At 69.5% G+C, this 19,602-nt stretch carries 16 protein-coding genes; 9 read left to right on the top strand and 7 right to left on the bottom strand.

Annotated elements, in window-relative coordinates:
• Window positions 1-2: 2 nt before the first annotated feature.
• The 5 genes from ACWA7K_RS19960 to ACWA7K_RS19940 all read right to left on the bottom strand — a co-directional run bounded on the left by ACWA7K_RS19960 (window position 3) and on the right by ACWA7K_RS19940 (window position 9,785).
• Entirely contained in the window at window positions 3-320 is a 318-nt protein-coding gene (locus tag ACWA7K_RS19960; protein ID WP_456163589.1) for a hypothetical protein, read from the bottom strand.
• Window positions 321-408: 88 nt separating this feature from the next.
• On the bottom strand, window positions 409-2,448 hold the full coding sequence (locus tag ACWA7K_RS19955; RefSeq protein WP_456210239.1) for a cytochrome C: 2,040 nt from the start codon (window positions 2,446-2,448) through the stop codon (window positions 409-411).
• A gap of 25 nt (window positions 2,449-2,473) precedes the next feature.
• Window positions 2,474-3,217, bottom strand: coding sequence for an FKBP-type peptidyl-prolyl cis-trans isomerase (locus tag ACWA7K_RS19950; protein ID WP_456163585.1), 744 nt, complete (start codon window positions 3,215-3,217; stop codon window positions 2,474-2,476).
• 150 nt (window positions 3,218-3,367) lie between these two features.
• Window positions 3,368-8,977 (bottom strand): fibronectin type III domain-containing protein, encoded by a 5,610-nt coding sequence (locus ACWA7K_RS19945; RefSeq protein ID WP_456163583.1) that lies wholly within the window; start codon window positions 8,975-8,977, stop codon window positions 3,368-3,370.
• A 160-nt stretch (window positions 8,978-9,137) separates the two neighbouring features.
• Window positions 9,138-9,785 carry an SCO family protein gene (locus tag ACWA7K_RS19940; RefSeq protein WP_456163581.1) on the bottom strand — a complete coding sequence of 216 codons (648 nt, stop codon included), beginning with the start codon at window positions 9,783-9,785 and terminating at the stop codon, window positions 9,138-9,140.
• Between the two features lie 567 nt (window positions 9,786-10,352).
• On the opposite strand from ACWA7K_RS19940, the gene secB reads away from it, so the two are divergent.
• Together secB and ACWA7K_RS19930 are read left to right on the top strand one after the other, a co-directional pair.
• Window positions 10,353-10,808 (top strand): protein-export chaperone SecB, encoded by a 456-nt coding sequence (secB, locus tag ACWA7K_RS19935; protein WP_456163579.1) that lies wholly within the window; start codon window positions 10,353-10,355, stop codon window positions 10,806-10,808.
• Between the two features lie 91 nt (window positions 10,809-10,899).
• Window positions 10,900-11,889, top strand: coding sequence for an NAD(P)H-dependent glycerol-3-phosphate dehydrogenase (locus ACWA7K_RS19930; protein WP_456163577.1), 990 nt, complete (start codon window positions 10,900-10,902; stop codon window positions 11,887-11,889).
• Between the two features lie 22 nt (window positions 11,890-11,911).
• Here ACWA7K_RS19930 and ACWA7K_RS19925 read toward each other — a convergent pair whose 3' ends face one another.
• The gene (locus tag ACWA7K_RS19925; RefSeq protein ID WP_456163575.1) at window positions 11,912-12,382 is read right to left on the bottom strand and encodes a tRNA (cytidine(34)-2'-O)-methyltransferase; all 471 of its coding nucleotides are present in this window, start codon (window positions 12,380-12,382) and stop codon (window positions 11,912-11,914) included.
• 65 nt (window positions 12,383-12,447) lie between these two features.
• Entirely contained in the window at window positions 12,448-13,053 is a 606-nt protein-coding gene (locus ACWA7K_RS19920; RefSeq protein WP_456163573.1) for a ComF family protein, read from the bottom strand.
• A gap of 227 nt (window positions 13,054-13,280) precedes the next feature.
• Here ACWA7K_RS19920 and ACWA7K_RS19915 point away from each other — a divergent pair, with 227 nt between their 5' ends.
• From ACWA7K_RS19915 to ACWA7K_RS19885, 7 genes are all read left to right on the top strand, one after another.
• Window positions 13,281-14,246 carry a biotin synthase gene (locus ACWA7K_RS19915; protein WP_456163571.1) on the top strand — a complete coding sequence of 322 codons (966 nt, stop codon included), beginning with the start codon at window positions 13,281-13,283 and terminating at the stop codon, window positions 14,244-14,246.
• 388 nt (window positions 14,247-14,634) lie between these two features.
• Window positions 14,635-15,810 carry a cytochrome c oxidase subunit II gene (gene coxB, locus ACWA7K_RS19910; protein WP_456163569.1) on the top strand — a complete coding sequence of 392 codons (1,176 nt, stop codon included), beginning with the start codon at window positions 14,635-14,637 and terminating at the stop codon, window positions 15,808-15,810.
• A gap of 29 nt (window positions 15,811-15,839) precedes the next feature.
• Window positions 15,840-17,474: a cytochrome c oxidase subunit I gene (ctaD, locus tag ACWA7K_RS19905; protein WP_456163567.1), complete on the top strand. Its 1,635-nt coding sequence runs from the start codon at window positions 15,840-15,842 to the stop codon at window positions 17,472-17,474.
• A gap of 56 nt (window positions 17,475-17,530) precedes the next feature.
• On the top strand, window positions 17,531-17,650 hold the full coding sequence (locus ACWA7K_RS19900; RefSeq protein ID WP_456163566.1) for a cytochrome oxidase small assembly protein: 120 nt from the start codon (window positions 17,531-17,533) through the stop codon (window positions 17,648-17,650).
• 5 nt (window positions 17,651-17,655) lie between these two features.
• Window positions 17,656-18,312, top strand: a complete 657-nt coding sequence (locus ACWA7K_RS19895; RefSeq protein ID WP_456163564.1) for a cytochrome c oxidase assembly protein — start codon at window positions 17,656-17,658, stop codon at window positions 18,310-18,312.
• Window positions 18,312-18,572 (top strand): DUF2970 domain-containing protein, encoded by a 261-nt coding sequence (locus tag ACWA7K_RS19890; protein ID WP_456163562.1) that lies wholly within the window; start codon window positions 18,312-18,314, stop codon window positions 18,570-18,572. The genes ACWA7K_RS19895 and ACWA7K_RS19890 overlap by 1 nt, the downstream gene beginning before the upstream one ends.
• Window positions 18,573-18,646: 74 nt before the next feature.
• Window positions 18,647-19,528: a cytochrome c oxidase subunit 3 gene (locus ACWA7K_RS19885; protein WP_456163560.1), complete on the top strand. Its 882-nt coding sequence runs from the start codon at window positions 18,647-18,649 to the stop codon at window positions 19,526-19,528.
• The last annotated feature ends 74 nt before the right edge of the window (window positions 19,529-19,602 follow it).

Below are 19,602 nucleotides of genomic sequence, written 5' to 3'. Positions count from 1 at the left end.
GGTCACTGGCCGCGCTTGAGGCAGTCCGCGATGGCCTGCTTCATGTCGGCGTCGCCCAGGCCCTGGTCCTGCGCTTCCTTGCGGCAGGCGCCCATGCGGCTGCCGCGCTCCTTGGCGCTGCGCACTTCCTTGATCTGCGCGTCGCGGTGCTGGGCCACGGCGACCGGGTCCTTGGCCTTGTGGTGGGCCGCCTCGGCCGGGGCCGATGCCGCAGCGGCGGCCTTGACGCCTTCCTCGCGTTCGCCGCGCTTGCCGCCATCGGCGGCGAACACGGACAGGGGCAGCGCCAGGACGGCGGCGATCAGCAGGGTCTTCTTCATGGTGGTGGTTCCTGGGTGGGGCCGGCACACGGGCCGGCGGGTGGGGTGCGGGAGGGGGAAAAAATGGTTTTACGGGCGGGTCGTCGCCTCAGGGCACGACCCAGTCGGTCTCGACAACCGGTTCGGCGCCATCGACCCGCAGGATGTAGGCGCCCTTGCTGGCATGGCGCTGCTGCGGGCCGAGGCTGAGCCGGGGATAGACGGAGGTGCCTTCCGGCGCGGACGCCGGAGCGGCGCGGGACTCGTCGGGTTCGGCCGGCGCCGGCGCCATCGGCTGCGCACCGCGGGCGCCGGCTCGCGGCACCATCGGCCGCGACGCCATCTGGCGCAGCGGGCGGCTGCTGGCGGGCACGGCGTGCTGGCGTGTCAGCGACAGCTCGCGGGCCTCGTCCTCGGCCTTGGCCGACTCGCGCAGGCTGAGCATGTTCTCGCCGCGTTCGATCAGGTAGTCGCGGTGGACGTTGTCCAGCATCTCCACGACCGTGTCGTTGAAGTAGCTCATCGCGAAGTAGATCTCGGACTGCAGCAGCTCATCCTCGACCTTCACGCCGCGCACGTTGAACCACTCGCGGAAGTAGGTCAGGCCACGCTCGCGGCGCTCGCGCAGCTGGTAGGGCGAGATCACGCGCAGCGCGCTGCGCCAGGCCGCCGGGACGGGCGGGCGCTCGCCGCCGCCCAGCGTTGCCGAGGCATAGACGGTGACACCGGCCGGCAGGGCGATGCCGTCGAGCGCGGCGAGCTGCTGCGGCGCCAGCCACAGCACCAGCCGGTCGCCGGACTTCAGCGTCGACAGGGCCGCGCGCAGCACCGCCGTGTCGCCGCCGGCCGTCACCGTGTTCACGGTGCGCGAGGCGATGCCGGCGGCGCCCAGCTGTTCGGCCAGCGGCTCACCGGCCGCGTGCCGCACGTCGGCGTCGGCCAGCACCTGCAGCACCTGGCCGGGTCGACGGCCCTGGCGCACCTCGGCCGCGAGGGCCAGCGCCAGCGCATCGGCCTCCAGGCCCACGCCGCGCGAGAAGTAGAGGCTGTAGCCGCCGTTCTCGCTCTCGGGCGGCACCGCCGCCACGCTCGGGAACCAGCACGGCAGTTGCTGGCGTTCGCAGAAGCGGTGGACCGGTGACCAGCTGCCGGCGCCCAGGCCGGAGGTGATCGCGAAGACCGGCTGGCGCTGCAGCTGCGCGTCGAGCTGGGCCTGCCAGGTCTCGGCCGGGCCGCTCAGCTCCCACACGTGCAGGCGCCATTGGCGATCGGTCTGCAGCACCATCTCGGCGCCGCTGGACATGCTGCGCTGGCCGTGGACGATGTTGCCGTTCTTCTGTTCGACGATGGCGTTGAGCGTGTCCAGGAAGATCCGGCGGCGACGCGGGTCGACGTCCGGCGTGATGACGGTGGCGATCTGCAGCTGGTGGTCGGTGACACCCGGCGACCAGCGGTTGGACAGGCCGCGCAGGTAGCTCGCCAGCGCGCGCACCTCGGCATCGGACAGCGTGTAGCGCGGCATCAGCGGGTCGAGCTCGCGCCCGCTCTCGTGGATGCCGCTGCGCAGCGCGCGGGCCAGCGTCTCCAGCGTGTAGGGCTCGTGGCGCGGGCTCATCGCCTTGCGGGCGCGCAGGTTCATCTGGGTGACGGCACGGCGGTCCTGGTCGAACAGGTAGCGGCCGGTGATCGGCAGGACCTGGTTGCTGCCCTCGACCGCGCCCAGGCCGCTGCCGCGATGGCACAGCACGCAGGCGGCGGCGGCACCGCTCAGGGCCACTTGGCCGTCCAGCCGCACGCCCTGCAGCGGCCGGCCGTCGGCACGCAGGCCATCGCGGTAGAGGCGGCGCCCCTGCTCGATCACGGCCGGATCGCTCGACAGGCCGGGCACCGGGTCGGCCAGCGCCTCGGCCGATCCGTCCGCGCGCCAGACCCGCGCGCTCAGGCGCTGGCGTTCCTCGCGGGCGCGCTGGTTGGCGGCCGGCAGGGCCAGCGTCGACGGCGCGGCCGTGGCGCCCGGCTCGGCGGCCTGCGCCCGCAGCGGTGCGCCGGGTGCGACCAGCGCGGCGATGGCGGCCAGCCGCAGCAGGCCGGCGGCCAGGCGCCGCAACGGCGCGGGCCGCGTGGCCATGAGCGTGTGCAGGGGGTTCACGATGCGGTTCGGGATCGGTTGCCGTTCACTCAACCAGCGCGACCAGCGTGATCGAGAACACCAGCGTCTCGTTCGGGCCGATCGGGCCGGCGCCGCGGTTGCTGTAGGCCATGGTCGGCGGCACCACCACCTCCCAGGTCGAACCGGCGGGCATGCGCTTGAGCGCCTCGCGCCAGCCGGTGATGACGTCGGTCAGCTTGAGCGTGACGGTCTTGCCTTCGGGCGTGGCATCGAACTCGGTGCCGTCGATCAGCGTGCCGCGGTACTTGACGACGACCTTGCTCAGCTCGGTCGGCTTGTCGCCCTTGCCGGCCTCGACGACGCGGTACATCAGCTCGCCGGGCAGTTGCACGACGCCGGCCTTCTTCGCGTAGTCGGTGCGGAAGATCTTGCCCTTCTCCTGGTTCAGGCTGGCCTTGACGCGCAGGTCGTTGGACAGGTGGCGCTGCATGTCGGCCTGCATCGACTGCAGCACGACCTTCAGCTCCTTCTCGTCCATTCGGATGGGGCCGCCGGCGATGGCGTCGCGCAGGCCCTGGACCAGCAGCTCGACGTCGAAGGGCACCTCGTTCTTCAGCAGGTTGCGGGCCGTCATCACGCCGGTGGCGTAGCTGGTCTTGTCCTTGAGCGTGGCGAGCGGGGCGACGGCGGCTTCGGTGGCGTCGGCCGCATCGGCCAGCGGGGCGATGACGGCGGCGCCGACCAGCAGGGCGGCGCGCATGCCGCGCACCAGCAGGTTCAGGGCGGGAAAACGTTGACGGGTGGACATGTCGTGGGCCTTCTGGGAATCGGATGACGGGTAGCTCGACTGACCACGCACGCGACCCGCGCGGGCCTGGTCAGGCGAGACCGGCCGGCCCATCGGGGCCGGGCCGGCACACCGGGCGGCAGGCCTTGCAGCCTGCCCGCCCGGCGTCGATCACGGGTTGACGGTGATCGTCCTGCTCTGGGCGCTGGTGCCACCGCCGTTCACCGCCGTGACGCGGAAGATGTAGCGGGTGGTGTTGACGGCGCCGTTCATGGTCACCGGGTAGACCAGGTTCGACGTCGTGCCCACGGTCGTGAAGTTGGTGCAGGTGGACGCAGGGCTCACCCGGGTGTAGCTGCACGACTCGATCAGGTAGGACGTCGCGGCACCGCGGGTGGCGGTGACGTTCGGTGCCGTCCAGCTCAGGTTGGTGCTGCTGCTGGCCGTGTTGTTGCCATTGTTGTTGCCGTTCGTGCCCGCCGCATCGCTGCCGTTCTGCAGGTTGAGCACATTGCCCGGCAAGTTCACGGCAGGTGCCGTCGGCGTGACCTGGCCGGACTGGACGTAGGCCGACAGGCCGCCGGCGTTCTGGGCCGCGACGCGGTAGACGTAGGTCGTGCCGGTGGTCAGGCCGGTGTCGGTCAGCGTGACGCTGCCCGTGCCAGCCGTGCCCGCCGGCGCTGCGACGCCCACGTTGGCGAAGGCGCCCGTCACGCCGCCGGTCACGGTGGCGCGCTGGACCGACCAGCCGGACTCGTTGGTCGCGTTGTCGGTCCACGTCAGCGTGACGCTGGTGGCGCCGGCCGAGACCGCGCTGACGCCGCTCGGGGCCGCGGGCGGTGCGGCCACCACCAGGACCGTCGAGGCCTCGCCGTTGAAGCCGTCGGCCACCGACAGCGTGCCGCCGGCATTGCCGACCGCCGTGACGCGGTAGCGCACGTCACCGGTCTGCGCCACGACCGTGGCCTGGGTGCTGTTGGCCGGCAGCAGCTGGGTCTCGGCGGCCACCGGCGTGAAGACGCCCGTGGTGCTCGTGGCCCGCTCGACGCGGTAGGCGGTCTCGGTGTCGGAGACATCGTTCCAGGTCAGCAGCGTGCGGCTGCTGTCCAGCGCCACGCTGGTGGGCGCCAGCGGCGTCACCTCGTTGGCGTTGAACTTGATCGGCCGCATGAAGTCGTTTTCCTCGTGGCCCAGGATGTGGCAGTGCCACACGTATTCCCAGCCGTAGTTGTTGACCTCGTTGGCCACCGGTGCCGGAAGGCCCGTGTTGGGATCGATCTGCGTGAAGCCGCTCATCGCGCCGTCCGGCTGCGACGGGTCGCGGCGACGGATGCTCAGCGGCAGGCCGAAGCCGGCGCCCTGGCGGAACGTGCCGTCCGCGCTGGCGGTGCGGATGGTCGGCTTCTTGGCACGCACGGCGACGATCACGTCCTCCAGCGGGCTCATCTTGATCACTTCCTTCCAGCCCAGCTCGTTGGCTTCCGGCGGGGTGACGAAGTTGTCCCAGCCCACGCGGTTGACCAGCTGCACGTTGAGCAGGTGGAAGTGGATCGGGTGGGTGTCCACGCCGTTGTGGGTGATCTTCCAGATCTGCGTCTCGCCGTCGGCGAACTCCTCGGTCACCGGGTCGACATAGCCGAGCGGGATCGTGGTCTGCGTCAGCGCGCTGGTGTACGGGATCTCGACACCGAAGGTCGCGTTCAGGCGGCCGTAGGTCGGGTCGAACAGCTCCTGGATCGCCTTGGTCTTGACCAGGTACTTGCCGGTCGCGGCACCGCCGTTGGCGGTGTCGATGGCGGCCGTGCCCTGCACCGGGACGGCCTGCGGCCAGGTGGTCGCCGCCGCCAGCGCCGTCGGCAGGGGGCCCGGCGCGGCCACGGTCACGGTCGCGGAAGGCGCCGTCGGGGTCGAGGCGGCATAGCCCGTGCCGTGGTTGCCCAGCGTGATGTCGAAGACCTTGCCGGTAGCACCGGCCGTGGCGATGGCCGAGGCGAAGCCCGCCGCCGCCGGCACGACCGCCGGCTGGGTCTGGAAGGTGATCGTCAGACCGGCGATGCCGGCCGGATCGGCCGCCGCCGTCAACAGGTTGTCGTAGCCGCCGCCGCCCGAGGACGACGGGTTGGTCGGATCCGGCACGTCCAGCACCAGTTCGCTGACGCTGCCGTAGGTCGTCGCCACCGCGTTGGCGCCGGTGGTGCCGGCGGGACGGCTGAAGGTCACGCTGGGCATCGAGGTGTAGCCCGAACCGCCGTCGGTGATGGCCACGCCGATGATGGCGCCGGTCGCGTCGACGACGGCGGTGCCGGTCGCCTGGCGGCCGGGGTTGCCGGCGCCGTCGGTGCCGGTGGGCTTGGCGAAGATCGCCGTGGTGCCCGCACCGACCGTGGTCGTGGCCGATGCCGCCGTGACGACGGAGCCGCCGTTGAACTGCGGGATCGGCGGGTTGGCCTGCGAGTAGCCCGAACCGTTCGAGTTCAGGGTCACGCCGGTGACGACGCCATTGACCGCGTCGAACACGACCGTGCCGGTGGCGGCGAGGCCGCCGGCCGGGGCCGGGAAGGTCACCGTCGGCGCCACGATGGCGGTCGTCGGCGTGCCCAGCGTGGCCGCGCGGACGGCCGTGCCCGTCACGACCGACACGCTCACCGTCGGCGGCGTGACATAGCCCGAGCCGGGGTTGGTGATCGTGATGCCCTGGACCTGCAGGTAGTTGACGCGGCCGATGCGGACCGAGCCGGTGCGCACGACGGCGGTGGCCTGCACGCCACCGGCCGCCGGGGCGCTGATGGCGACGCGGAAGGTCGTGCCCGCCGCATAGGCGTTGCCGGTCGTGCCGGCGCCGTTGGTGACCGGCACGCTGGCCAGGCCCGGTGCATACCTGCCGCCGTTGTTGACGGCGACGCCGCTCAGGCCGCCCGCCGCGTAGCCGCTGCCACCGCTGGTGACATGGACGTTGCTGACCTTCAGGCGCGAGCTGGCGGCCGCGCCGCTGCCCTTGCCCAGCGAGGTGATCGTCAGGGTCGGCGCGACGCGGTAGCCGGCGCCGCCGCTGATGACGTGCAGCTTGTCGATCTTCAGCGACGAGGTCGCGGTGGCCTGGACGCCACCGGCGGTCTGCGGCGCGCTCAGCGACACGACCGGCGGGGTCAGGTAGCCGGAGCCGGCGTCGACGACGTTGACCGAGTTGAAGACCTCGGGCGAACCGGGCACGAAGTCGAAGGTCGGCTGCTTGAGCGAGCCGGTGTAGATGTTCGCGAAGGCCTTGTCGTCGGTCCACAGCGGGTTGGGCTGCAGGGCGGCGTTGTAGGCCGACTGGGCCACCACGGGCGTCTCCTGGACACCCTTGTAGGCCGCCTTGATGGCCGGGTCGAGCAGGGCCGGATCGGCGGCGGCCGTGACGTTCGAGCCGGTGATCGGCGAGCCGCAGGCCGCGACCTTGATCTGCATCATCGTGCGCGAGTTCGGGCCGTAGCCGGGCAGCGTGTCCTCGGCACCGCCGGTGTTCGAGTTGTCGCCGTAGCCGGTGAAGTACTCGTTGCGCGGGTCGGCCGCCGGCACCGGGGCGCCGGAGTCGTTGTAGACGATCAGCGTCTTGCCGCAGTAGGCCGAGAAGTCGACCACCACGTCGGCGCGTTCGCCGTTGCCCAGGTGCAGGCCGCTGGTGCCCCAGTCGACGTTCAGCACGGCTGCGCGGCCCTTGTCGAGCAGGTAGCTGATGGGGGCCGGGTCCTTGGAGGCCACGCCGGGCAGCCAGCCGCCTTCGCTGGCGATCTGCATCAGGGTCGGGCCCTGGGTGGCCGGATCGGGCACGCCGCCGTTGTGGCCGTAGATGTCCTGGGCCCAGTTGGCGGGCACGCAGCCGGAGGCGTCGGTGCGGGTCGAGTTCGGGTCGGCACAGACCGCGCGCGAGCCCACCGGGATCATCGAGACTTCGGTCGCGCCAAGCGGGTTGGTGCTGCCGTCGGCCAGCTTGTCGGTGGCCACGAACAGGTTGAACGTGAAGCTGCGGTCGTTCGACGCGTTCAGTATGCGCAGGCGATACGGCTTGGGCTCGACGGTCAGCGTCGGGTAGGCGACGCCGTTGACGACCGGCGTGTCCATCCACGCCTCGGGCGTCGTCGAGACATCACCGAAGGCGCCGGACGGCAGCTGGTTGGCGGACGGGAACGACGGCCAGAACCACGGGCCCCAGTGCCAGCGGCCGACCGCGTTGAAGTTGGTGTCCTGGTTCGGGTCCTGGACGGTCTCGTAGACGTGCGGGAACCACATGTCGCCGGGCTCGCCCCAGGCACGGGTGTTCCAGCGCGCGTCCTGCAGCGCGATGTCGTCGGGGACGAAGGTCTTGTCCTGCAGGATCAGCGGAATGGTCGCGTCGGCGCCGGGCAGCGAGGTGCCGACCATCGCCTGCTCGCTGGCATCGGTCAGCAGGTAGGCCGAGGCCAGGCCGGCGTAGACGTTCAGGCGGGTCACGCCGTAGGTGTGATCGTGGTACCACTCCATGCGCGGCGTCTGGCCGTTCGGGAAGTAGTAGGTCATGGCGCCCGGGCCCGGGTCGTTCATGTCCGGCACGTTCTTGGCGCCGGGGCCGCGGGTGTACTCGTCGACCAGCGTCGGGTCGGCCGCCGTGCCACCCAGCGTGGCGATCATCGACAACGGATCGTTCGCGTCCAGCTCGCCGGCCGGGGTGATCCACTGGTGCGGCGTGCCGTCGCTGATCCACGGGTTGTCACCGCCGTGCAGGTGGATGTTGACGCGGTTCTGGGTGTACTCGGTGATGCCGTCCGGGCCGACGCCGGAGCCGGCGATCGACGGATCCAGCGGCAGGAAGATGTCGCCGTGGCGCAGCGGGCGGCCGGTGGCGTCGAGCTTGATGTCCTTGTTGGCGACGTCGACCCAGGCCGAACCGTTCCATTCCTTGCGGAAGCCGGCCATCGTCTCGGCGCGGCCGACCGGCAGCAGGTTCAGGAACTTGACGCGGGTGGGCACATGGCGGGTCGCCTGGATGACCGGGCCGAGGTAGTGCGGGTTGTCGACCGCCTTGGCCTGCACCTTCGCGGCGCCGGGGATCAGCTTGCCCTTGGCGTCGACGGCGGCCACCAGGATCGGCTTGCCGTCCGGGTAGGTCAGCGGCACGGCCTTGCTGGTCCAGCCGGCCGGCGCGGTCCAGCCATAGGTCGCGAACGGGTCGATCTGGACATAGCCACGCAGCGTGGTGGCCTTCTTCAGGTCGGAGTGGAACTTCTCGCTGTATTCGACCGAGGCGATCTCGTAGTAGTCGTCACCGGTGACCACGCCCTGCGGGTTGACCCACTTCACGGGCTTGGCAACGGGCAGGTACTTGGCCACGACGCCCTGGCTGATGTCGCTCAGCTGCGGCGCGTTGCCGGCCAGCTGGGTCAGCGCATGGCCTTCGGGCAGCGGCAGCGGGTCGACGAACTTGCGCAGCGCCTTGCCGGTGCCGGGGTAGCCGGCCGGATACAGCGCCTTGACGGCCGCGTCGTAGGACGCCTGGTTGGCGGGGTCATAGGCCTGCGGCGCCAGCTTGGGCTTGCCGGCCGCGTCGAGCACCGGATTGCCGGCGGCGTCGAGCATCGGCACCCACAGGCGCTGGCCGGCGGGGCTGTTGGCGAAGTAGGTGCCGATGATGAAGGGCACCTTGTTCTTGTTGTACGCATCGCCGAAACCCGGACCGGCGTGCACGCTGGCGGCGGCCGTCAGGGTGGCCAGGACGGCGACGGCCTTGCGGACCGCGGTCGGATGAAACTGCTTGCTCTTCTTCACAGATGACCCCTTGGAGAATGACAGGACGAACGAACCCTCGCGCCGACCCGGAACGGGTGCGCTGGCTGGCTCGAGAACGCTGGAACTTCAGGAACGGGAGGGGCAGTCCGCCGACAGGCCGGCGGCTGCAGGGAAGCGGCTCAGGCGGCCGCGACGGAACTCAGGATGCGGAACCCGCAGCGCGGCGGTACTCCGCCACGAGCTGTTCCGGGCTGGCGAAACCATCCAGGCGGATCCAGGGCTGGCCTGGCGAGATCCGCAGGAAGGTCACCGGCTGGTGGTTCATCTTGTCGCCACGCCAGGCCGCGAAGGCCCGCTGCACCGCCACGGCGTCGGCCGCCGTCCCGGTCAGGTGGGTCCACGATCCGGCCGTCGCGTAACGACGGGCGTAGGCGGCCAGCTTGCGCGGCGTGTCCTGCTCGGGGTCGATCGAGATCGACACCATGTTGACCTGCTCGCGCTGGTTGCCCAGCAGTTCGCGGGTCTGCTGGAACACCTGGCTGGTCACCGGGCACACCGTGTTGCACGACGTGTAGATGAAGTTCAGCAGCACCGGCCGGCCGTCGTTGAGGACGTCCGCCAGCTGGACCCGCTGACCATCGGCGCGCTGCATCGAGACCGCCGGCATCGGATAGGCGGCGACCGTCCGGGTCACGCCCGGCGCGATCGTCACCGCATGGGCCGGCGAGCAGACCTCGACCGGCGCCTCGCCCGCCTGGCTGGCCAACCCGCAGGTCAGCGCCAGACCGGCCAGCAACCGGGCCGCGGTCCGCGTCACGTTCCAGAAACCGATATCCGTCAATGTCATGTTCTGCCCCTCACCAGGCTTGCCGAAGAGACCCTCGGGTGGGTTATCGGCAGCCAGTGAAAGGATATTAAGTGCGGCTGCATCAATGAGAAATACCTGAGCCGGGGGCCGCACGCGGACCGACAGCGACAGAATCGCCGGCGAGTTCAGATGAATATAAGGATTGCTCGCTAAAGGAGCGCGGCACAGGCGTCGTCGCCGGGCGTGAAATCCACCTTAGGGATTTCTTATCTTAACGACGCGTAATTTTCGGATCGCCGGCAGTCGGCAGAAACAGCGAGTTTTGACCCAATGCCCGAAGGTATTCATAAGGATTGGGGGCTCGCGGCTTTGTCGAATCGGTTTTTTCAGTTCAGAAAAACTGAACAGGAATCTCGTGAACTGGATCACGCTTCCATTTCGGGCCACCCGCCGCCCTGTCGCGTCCGGCGGACAGCAGGCCGGTCGCGGGCCCGCCGGACCGGCCGGGAGCGACTGCCATAATCCGCCGCCGTCCGAGGCGACCCGTCCGGTCCCCGGGCGCAAGCCCCGTCTTCACGACCGTCCCACCGACCGAGACCTCACACCATGGCCGACGAACAAGCCGCAGCGGGCGACACGCCCGTCTTCCAGATCCAGCGCGTCTACCTCAAGGACCTGTCGCTCGAACAGCCCAACTCGCCGCAGATCCTGGTCGAGCAGGGCCAGCCCAACGTCGACATCAACCTGCAGGTCGAGGTCGCCCCGATCGCCGAAGGCATGTTCGAGGTCGCCGTCACCGCCACCGTGACGACCACCCTCGGCGAGCGCACGCTGTTCCTGTGCGAGGCCAAGGAAGCCGGCATCTTCGAGATCCGCAACATCGACCCCGAGCAGATGCAGCCGATCCTGGGCATCGCCTGCCCCGGCATCGTCTACCCCTACCTGCGTGCCGTCGTCGCCGACGTCATCAGCCGCGCCGGCTTCCCGCCGGTGCACCTGGCCGAAGTGAACTTCCAGGCCATGTACGAGGCCCAGCAAGGCCAGGCCGCCGGCAACGCCTGATGCCGCCCCGGCGGTGGCGCCGCGCCACCGCCGCGTGACGACGCTCCGGCGTCCCGCCCTTCCGCCTTCACTCCCCAAGATTCCACGCAGCATGCAGATCACCGTGCTCGGAGCCGGTGCCTGGGGCACGGCGCTGGCCGCCCAGGCCGCCCGCCACCATCCCACGCTGCTGTGGGGCCGGGACGCCGACCAGGTCGCCGAGATGGCGCGGTCGCAGCGCAACCAGCGCTACCTGCCCGACGTCGAGCTGCCCGGCTCGCTGCGCCACGGCGCCGACCTGGCCGCCGCGCTGGCCCATGCCGATCCGGCCTCGGGCGGCGGGCTGGTGATCGTCGCGACGCCGATGGCCGGCCTGCGCGGCATGCTCGCGCGCATCCCCGAACACCTGCCGACGCTCTGGCTCAGCAAGGGCTTCGAGGCGGGCACCGGCCGGCTCGGTCACGAGATCGCCCGCGAGGTTGCGCCCGCCCTGCGCTGCGGCGTGCTGTCGGGCCCGAGCTTCGCGCTCGAGGTCGCCCGCCAGCAACCGACCGCCCTGGTCGCCGCCACCCAGGACGCCGCCTTGCGCGAGGCCGCCGTGGCCGCGCTGCACGGCGGCAGCCTGCGCGTCTACGGTTCGGACGACCCCGTCGGTGTCGAGGTCGGCGGCGCCGTCAAGAACGTCCTGGCGATCGCCACCGGCATCGCCGACGGCATGGCGCTGGGCCTGAACGCGCGCGCCGCGCTGATCACCCGGGGCCTGGCCGAGATGACCCGGCTCGGGCTGGCGCTGGGCGCACGGGCCGAGACCTTCATGGGCCTGTCGGGCCTGGGCGACCTGGTGCTGACCGCCACCGGCGACCTGTCGCGCAACCGCCGCGTCGGCCTGCTGCTGGCGCAGGACCAGACGCTCGACCAGATCCTGGCCGAACTCGGCCATGTCGCCGAAGGCGTCTACAGCGCCCACACAGTGCTCGAACGCGCCCGCCAGTGCGGCGTCGAGATGCCGATCACCGAGGCCGTCGTCGCGGTGCTGCAGGGCCGCATGGCGCCGCGCGCCGCCGTCGGCCTGCTGATGCAGCGCGAAGCCCGCAACGAGTAGGGCCGCCGGGGGCGATCCGGCCTCAGCCGGCGCCGGCGTAAGCGTGCTGGCGCCAGGCCTCGAACACCGTCACCGCCACCGCGTTGCTCAGGTTGAGGCTGCGCTGCCCCGGCCGCATCGGCAGGCGCACGCGCTGGGCCGGCTCGAAGCGCACGCGGATGGCCTCGGGCAGACCGGCGGTCTCGCAGCCGAACACGAACCACGCACCGACCGGCCACATCACCTCGCCAAAAGGCCGGCTGCCCCGGGTGGTGAAGGCGAACATCGCCGCCGGATCGGGCGCCTCGGCGCGCAGGAAGGCATCCCAGTCGGCATGGCGACGCACCGGCGCGTACTCGTGATAGTCCAGCCCGGCGCGCTTGAGCAGCTTGTCGTCCATCGAGAAACCGAGCGGCTCGATCAGGTGCAGCGTGCAACCCGTGTTGGCTGCCAGCCGGATCACGTTGCCGGTGTTGGGCGGGATCTCGGGGTGGACGAGGACGATGTGGAACATGGCTTCAACCCGAGCGGGCACGGGGCGATCGGAACGGCCGCGCAGTATGCCGAGCCGTCAGCCGGTCAATCATCGGGCGTGCGTGCGAGCGCCCAGACGGTGACGCGCCCGGCGCCGGCGCGGCGCAGCACGCGAGCGCATTCGGCCAGCGTCGCGCCGGTCGTCATCACGTCGTCGACCAGCCCGACATGGACCCCGGCCAGCGCAGAGCGCGCATCGGGCGGCACGGCATAGGCACCGCGCACCTGGCGCCGTCGCGCCTCGCCGCCGAGCGCGGCCTGGTGCTCGCCGCCGACCAGCCGCTCGATCAGCCCGTCGCGCACCGGCAGGCCGAGCGCCGGACCGAGTCGCCGCGCCAGTTCCCAGGCCTGGTTGTAGCCACGCTCGCGCCAGCGTTCGGCGGTCAGCGGCACCGGCACCAGCTCGGCCGGACGCTCGGCGCCGGCCGGCATCGACCGGCGCATCAACGCGGCCAGCGGCCGGGCCAGTTCGGGCGAGGCGTGGAACTTGAACGCGGCGATCAGGCGGTCCCAGGGCGGCCCGTAGTCGAGCGCCGCCCAGGCCGCATCGAAGGGCGGCGGCTCGATCCGGCAATCGGCGCAGATCGCGTCGTCGGTGACCGGCCCCGCGTCCCGGCCTTGCGAAAGCCGGTCCGCGAGCCCGGTCGACAAGCCGATCGCGCAGCGACCGCAACGCCAGCGCGGCGCCGCGTGGCGGCTGAGGCAATCGGGGCAGAAGACCGTGGACGTCCACGCGTCGCAGAGCAGGCAGGCATGCCCCGCGAGCCCGCCGAGCCAACCCCGCGCCGATGCGATCGCAGCGGAAAAGCGCGTCTGGAACGGGGCGTTCCGCAAGGGTGTCGGGGCCATGGAGCGGCTCACTATACTGCCGCGCCACCATGGTCCAGCCCCCCCAACCGGCCCCCTCGCAGGCCCCTGCACAACCCGCGGAGGCGGCCGTTCCGCATGGTCAGGACGGCAGGACGCTGCTCGATGCCGCCGCCGTCCGGCGCCTGCGCCGCCACCGTCGGGACGGTGCCCCGCAACCGTGGCTGCATGGCGAGATCGCGCGCCGCATGGCCGACCGGCTCAGCCTGGTCCGACAGCCGCCGGGCGAGGTCCTGGACTGGTGGCGCGAACACGCCGATGGCGACGACCCGCTGCGGGCCGCCTGCCCGCAGGCCCGGTTCTGGCAGGTCGACGCGGACGATGCGGCGGTCCGCGCCCGCCCGGTCACGGCCCCCGGCAAGCCCTGGTGGCGCGGCCTGATCGACAAGGTCGCCAGCCGCGAGGCGCCCGACGCGCCGCCGGTCGACCTGCTGTGGGCCAACATGATGTTGCACTGGGCCGATCCGCTGCCAGCCTTGCTGGCGCAGTGGCACCGGGCGATCCGGGTCGACGGCTTCCTGATGTTCTCGTGCTTCGGCCCGGACACGCTGCGCGAGCTGCGGCCGATCTGGGCGGCCGCCGGCTGGGGCGAACCGGCCAGTCCGTTCATCGACATGCATGACCTGGGCGACGAGCTGGTGAAGGCCGGGTTCGCCGATCCGGTCATGGACATGGAGACACTGAAGCTGACCTGGGCCGACGCCGGAGCGATGCTCGCCGAACTGCGCACGCTCGGCCGCAACACCCATCCGCAACGGCATCCGGGGCTGCGGACGCGTCGCTGGCGCGAGGCGCTGCTGCTCGAACTGGGTCGCGCATTGGCCGGTCCTGACGGCCGCCTGACACTGACATTCGAAATCATCTATGGCCACGCCTTCCGGCCTGTGACACGGGCAAAAGTCAGTGCGGAGACCGCGATCTCGCTCGATTCGATGCGCGAAATGACGCGCCGACGCAACCTGTCGGACGGTGCATGACGCCACACGACCCTTCGACTTGTGAACATTCTTTGCGAGCCGGTTGGCCCCTCGTAGAATTCACGGGTTGAGCTGCAAGGCGACGCAATGATCCTGATCAAGTGCTGCATGCCCTTGACTTGATCCCCACCAAGGCCCGCGCATCGTCGCGGGCCGCTTCGTGTCAGAGGTGGCACGGCGCGAGGTGTTGCGTGCCCCAGGCGCACCCAGTGCCCTGCCAAGGCATCCGGACCGATCTGGATGCCTCGGCCTCCAGGCCTGGGGCACAGTGATCCTGCAACGCCCCGGCCGTCGGGGCGGCGTGGATGGTCAGGCAACTCTCAAGCGCAGTGCGGCTGGCCCGGCGATGTCCGGGCGCCCACCGGGTGATGAACGGAAAGTGAAGACGATGAAGACCATGAATGCTCTGCGACGGCACCTGGCCCATGCCAGCCTGGCCGCGTTTGCCGCGATGGCCGCGCCCGCGACCTGGGCGGTGAACGACCTGCCCGGCGGCCCCGCCGTCCGACAGCTTGACCTGCCGGTCGGCGCGAGCAAGATGTCCGAGACCCTGCACCAGTTGCACTGGATCATGATGATCATCTGCACGGTGATCTTCATCGCGGTCTTCGGCGTGATGTTCTATTCGATCATCAAGCATCGCAAGTCCAAGGGCCACAAGCCGGCCAACTTCCACGAGAGCATCGCCGTCGAGATCGCCTGGACGGTCGTGCCCTTCATCATCGTGATCGGCATGGGCGCGATGGCCACCAAGACGGTGGTCGCGCAGAAGGACACCACCAACGCCGACCTGACCGTCAAGGTCACCGGCTACCAGTGGAAGTGGGGCTACGACTACCTGAAGGGCGAAGGCGAAGGTATCGGCTTCCTGTCGACGCTGGACGTCAGCCACCGCGTGATGTCGGACTCGGGCAAGCCCGCCGACATCGACGACTACCTGCTGAAGGTCGACAACCCGCTGGTCGTGCCGGTGGGCAAGAAGATCCGCCTGATCACCACGGCCGACGACGTCATCCACTCGTTCACCGTGCCGCAGTTCGGCATCAAGCAGGACGCCATCCCCGGCTTCGTGCGTGACACCTGGTTCCGCGCCGAGGTCGTCGGCGACTTCCACGGCCAGTGCGTCGAGCTGTGCGGCAAGGAACACGCCTACATGCCGATCCACGTGAAGGTGCTCTCGCAAGAGGACTACACCGCCTGGGTCGCCGGCGAGAAGAAGAAGCTGGCCGCCAAGGCCGATGACCCCGCCAAGGTCTGGGCCCTGCCCGACCTGGTCGCACGTGGCGAGAAGGTCTATGCCGCCAACTGCCAGGCCTGCCACCAGGCCAACGGCAAGGGCGCCGGCCCGATCAAGCCGCTGGACGCTGCTGCTGTCGTGCTCGACGCCGACAAGACCAAGCAGATCGCCGTCCTGCTCAATGGCCAGAACAACGGCGCGATGCCGTCGTGGAAGGCCCTGTCCGACACCGAGATCGCCGCCGTGATCACCTACACGAAGAACAACTGGTCCAACAAGACCGGTCAGATCGTGCAGCCGGCCGACGTCCTCGCGGCTCGCAAGTAATCCAGGCTCAACCGAGAGGTATCAGACCCATGAGCGCAGTTCTCCACCCCGGTGGCCACGCCCACGACGACGGACACGGACACGACGACCACCACCACGCGCCGCATGGCTGGCGTCGCTGGGTCTTCGCGACCAACCACAAGGACATCGGTACGCTGTACCTGCTGTTCGCCTTTGCCATGCTGATGGTCGGCGGCATCCTCGCGCTGCTGATCCGCCTGGAGCTGTTCCAGCCGGGCCTGCAGTACGTGAACCCCGAGCTGTTCAACTCGTTCACGACGATGCACGGGCTGATCATGGTGTTCGGCGCGATCATGCCGGCCTTCGTCGGCTTCGCGAACTGGATGCTGCCGCTGCAGATCGGCGCCTCCGACATGGCCTTCGCCCGGATGAACAACTTCAGCTTCTGGCTGATGATCCCGGCGGCCATCATGCTGGTGGCGAGCTTCTTCATGCCCGGTGGCGCACCGGCGGCCGGCTGGACGCTCTACGCGCCGCTGACGCTGCAGATGGGCCCCTCGATGGACGCCGGCATCTTCGCGATGCACATCCTCGGCGCGTCGTCGATCATGGGTTCGATCAACATCATCGTGACCATCCTCAACATGCGCGCCCCCGGCATGACGCTGATGAAGATGCCGATGTTCGCGTGGACCTGGCTGATCACGGCCTACCTGCTGATCGCGGTGATGCCCGTGCTGGCAGGCGCGATCACGATGACGCTGACCGACCGCCACTTCGGCACGACGTTCTTCAACCCCGCCGGCGGCGGTGACCCGATCCTGTACCAGCACGTGTTCTGGTTCTTCGGTCACCCCGAGGTCTACATCATGATCCTGCCGGCCTTCGGCATCATCAGCCAGATCGTCCCGGCCTTCGCCCGCAAGAAGCTGTTCGGCTACGCCTCGATGGTCTACGCGACCGCCTCGATCGCGATCCTGTCGTTCATCGTGTGGGCCCACCACATGTACACGACCGGCATGCCGCTGACCGGCCAGCTGTTCTTCATGTACGCGACGATGCTGATCTCGGTGCCGACCGGCGTGAAGGTCTTCAACTGGGTGGCCACGATGTGGCGCGGCTCGATGACCTTCGAGACCCCGATGCTGTGGGCCGTCGGCTTCATCTTCGTGTTCTCGATGGGCGGCTTCACCGGCCTGATCCTGTCGATGGCCCCGATCGACATCCAGCTGCAGGACACCTACTACGTCGTGGCGCACTTCCACTACGTGCTGGTGGCGGGTTCGCTGTTCGCGATGTTCGCGGGCGTCTACTACTGGGGTCCGAAGTGGACCGGCGTCATGTACTCGGAGACGCGCGGCAAGATCCACTTCTGGCTGTCGATGATCTTCTTCAACCTGACCTTCTTCCCGATGCACTTCCTCGGCCTGGCCGGCATGCCCCGCCGCTACGCCGACTACCCGCTGCAGTTCGCCGACTTCAACGCCGTGGCGTCGATCGGTGGCCTGGGCTTCGGTCTGTGCCAGGTCTACTTCTTCGTGTTCGTCGTGATCCCGATGATGCGCGGTCAGGGTCCGAAGGCGCCGCAGAAGCCTTGGGAAGCCGCTGAAGGCCTCGAGTGGGAAATCCCGTCGCCGGCGCCGTTCCACACCTTCGAGACCCCGCCGAAGCTGGACGCGACCGCCACCAAGGTGATCGGCTGAACGCTACGGCGTGACGCGTGTCTCCCGCCCATCGACTTCCACCGCAGTACCGCACCATGTCCAACCTGCCCGACGACAAGCGCCGCCAGAACCGCAAGCTCGGCCTGATCCTGGCGAGCGTCGCGCTGGTGTTCTTCCTTGGCTTCTTCGCCAAGGTCATGTTGCTGGGGAAGTGAACCTGATGACGCGCGAGACTCGCACCACCGCCCAGGGCCGTTCGAACGCCCTGCAGCTGGACAACGTGCGGATGATGGGCAAGCTGGCGTTGATCGCCTGCCTGATGTTCGGCTTCGGCTACGCGCTCGTGCCGCTGTACCGCGCGATCTGCGAATCGATGGGCATCAACGTCCTGTCGCTGGCCGAGACGCGACAGGCCGGCCGGTCGTCGCGCGACGAGGCCCTGCGCAACACCCAGGTCGATCGCAGCCGCACCATCACCGTCGAGTTCGACGCCAACGCCCGCGGCCCGTGGGACTTCAAGCCGGCACAACGTTCGGTGCAGGTCCATCCGGGCGAGATCACCACCGTCCTGTACGAGTTCCGCAATGTGCAGAACCGGACCATGGCGGCCCAGGCGATCCCGAGCTATGCACCGCAGAACGCGACGCCGCACTTCAACAAGCTCGAGTGCTTCTGCTTCAACGAGTACACGCTCAAGCCCGGTGAAGCGAAGTCGTGGCCGGTGGTGTTCGTGATCGACCCGAAGCTGCCCAAGGACGTGACCACCATCACCCTGTCCTACACCTTCTTCGAGGTCGGGGCCAAGGTGAAGGGCGCCAACGGCAGCAGCGCCGCCGTGAGTCCTTCCATCGCCCCGGTGGCGACGCCGGGATCGTGATGAGCAACACCCCCGACGACACCGCCGCGCCCGGCGCCGACCTCAAGGCGGCCGCACAGCGCAAGCTGTCGTTCCGCCAGACCGCCACCGCCGTGGCCTGGTCCTTCCTCGGCATCCGCCGCGGCCGTGACTACCAGAACGACGTGAATCGGCTCAACCCGGTCCACGTCATCATCGCCGGCGTGATCGCCGCCCTGCTCTTCGTGCTGGGCCTGGTCATGCTGGTGAAGTGGATCGTCGCCAGCGGCGCGGCCACCTGAACCGACATCCGACCGAACCCGCCGGTTCGCCTCTACAGACAACCACAGACATCAGCCAGTTTCAGGAGCTAGACATGTCGGCAGCGAGCAAGGGCGCCACGCCCTACTACTACGTCCCGGAACCCTCGCGGCACCCGGTCATGATGGCCATCGGCCTGTTCTTCGTGATCCTCGGCGCGGGCCAGTGGGTCAACGGTCACGGCTGGGGGGCCTACTCCCTGCTGCTGGGCCTGGTCTGGGTCGCGGTGGTTCTGCGCCAGTGGTTCGGCCAGGCGGCCGGCGAGAGCGAAGGCGGCCTGTACAGCGACCGCATCGACGTCTCCTTCCGCTGGAGCATGGCCTGGTTCATCTTCTCCGAGGTGATGTTCTTCGCCGCCTTCTTCGGCGCGCTGTACTGGCTGCGCGTGCAGTCGGTGCCGAGCCTGGGCAGCCTCGAGAACTCGCTGCTGTGGCCCGACTTCAAGGCCCTGTGGCCGAGCGTCGCGGCGGGTGCGACGGCCTCGCCGGCCGGCACGATCGATGCCTTCTCGACGATGGGCCCGTGGCCGATCCCGACGATCAACACCGCGCTGCTGCTGACCTCGGGCGTGACGCTGACCATCGCCCACCATGCGCTGATCGCCGACCAGCGCGCCAAGTGCATCCGCTGGATGTGGGTCACCGTGCTGCTGGGCATCGTCTTCCTGGGCTTCCAGGGCTACGAGTACTCGCACGCCTACAGCGAGCTGAACCTGAAGCTGTCCTCGGGCGTCTTCGGCTCGACCTTCTTCATGCTGACCGGCTTCCACGGCTTCCACGTGTTCGTCGGCATGCTGATGCTGCTGTTCATCACGCTGCGCCTGCAGAAGGGCCACTTCAGCGCCAAGCGCCACTTCGGCTTCGAAGGCGCGGCCTGGTACTGGCACTTCGTCGACGTCGTCTGGCTCGGCCTGTACATCGTCGTCTACTGGCTGTGAGGCCACGCTGGCCTTGCGGCCAGCGAAGCATCCGGACATGTGAAAAGAGCGCCTCGCGGGCGCTCTTTTCGTTG

Source organism: Leptothrix mechoopdaensis (SeqCode), assembly GCF_053893855.1.
This window is presented reverse-complemented; position numbering and strand designations above follow the sequence as displayed.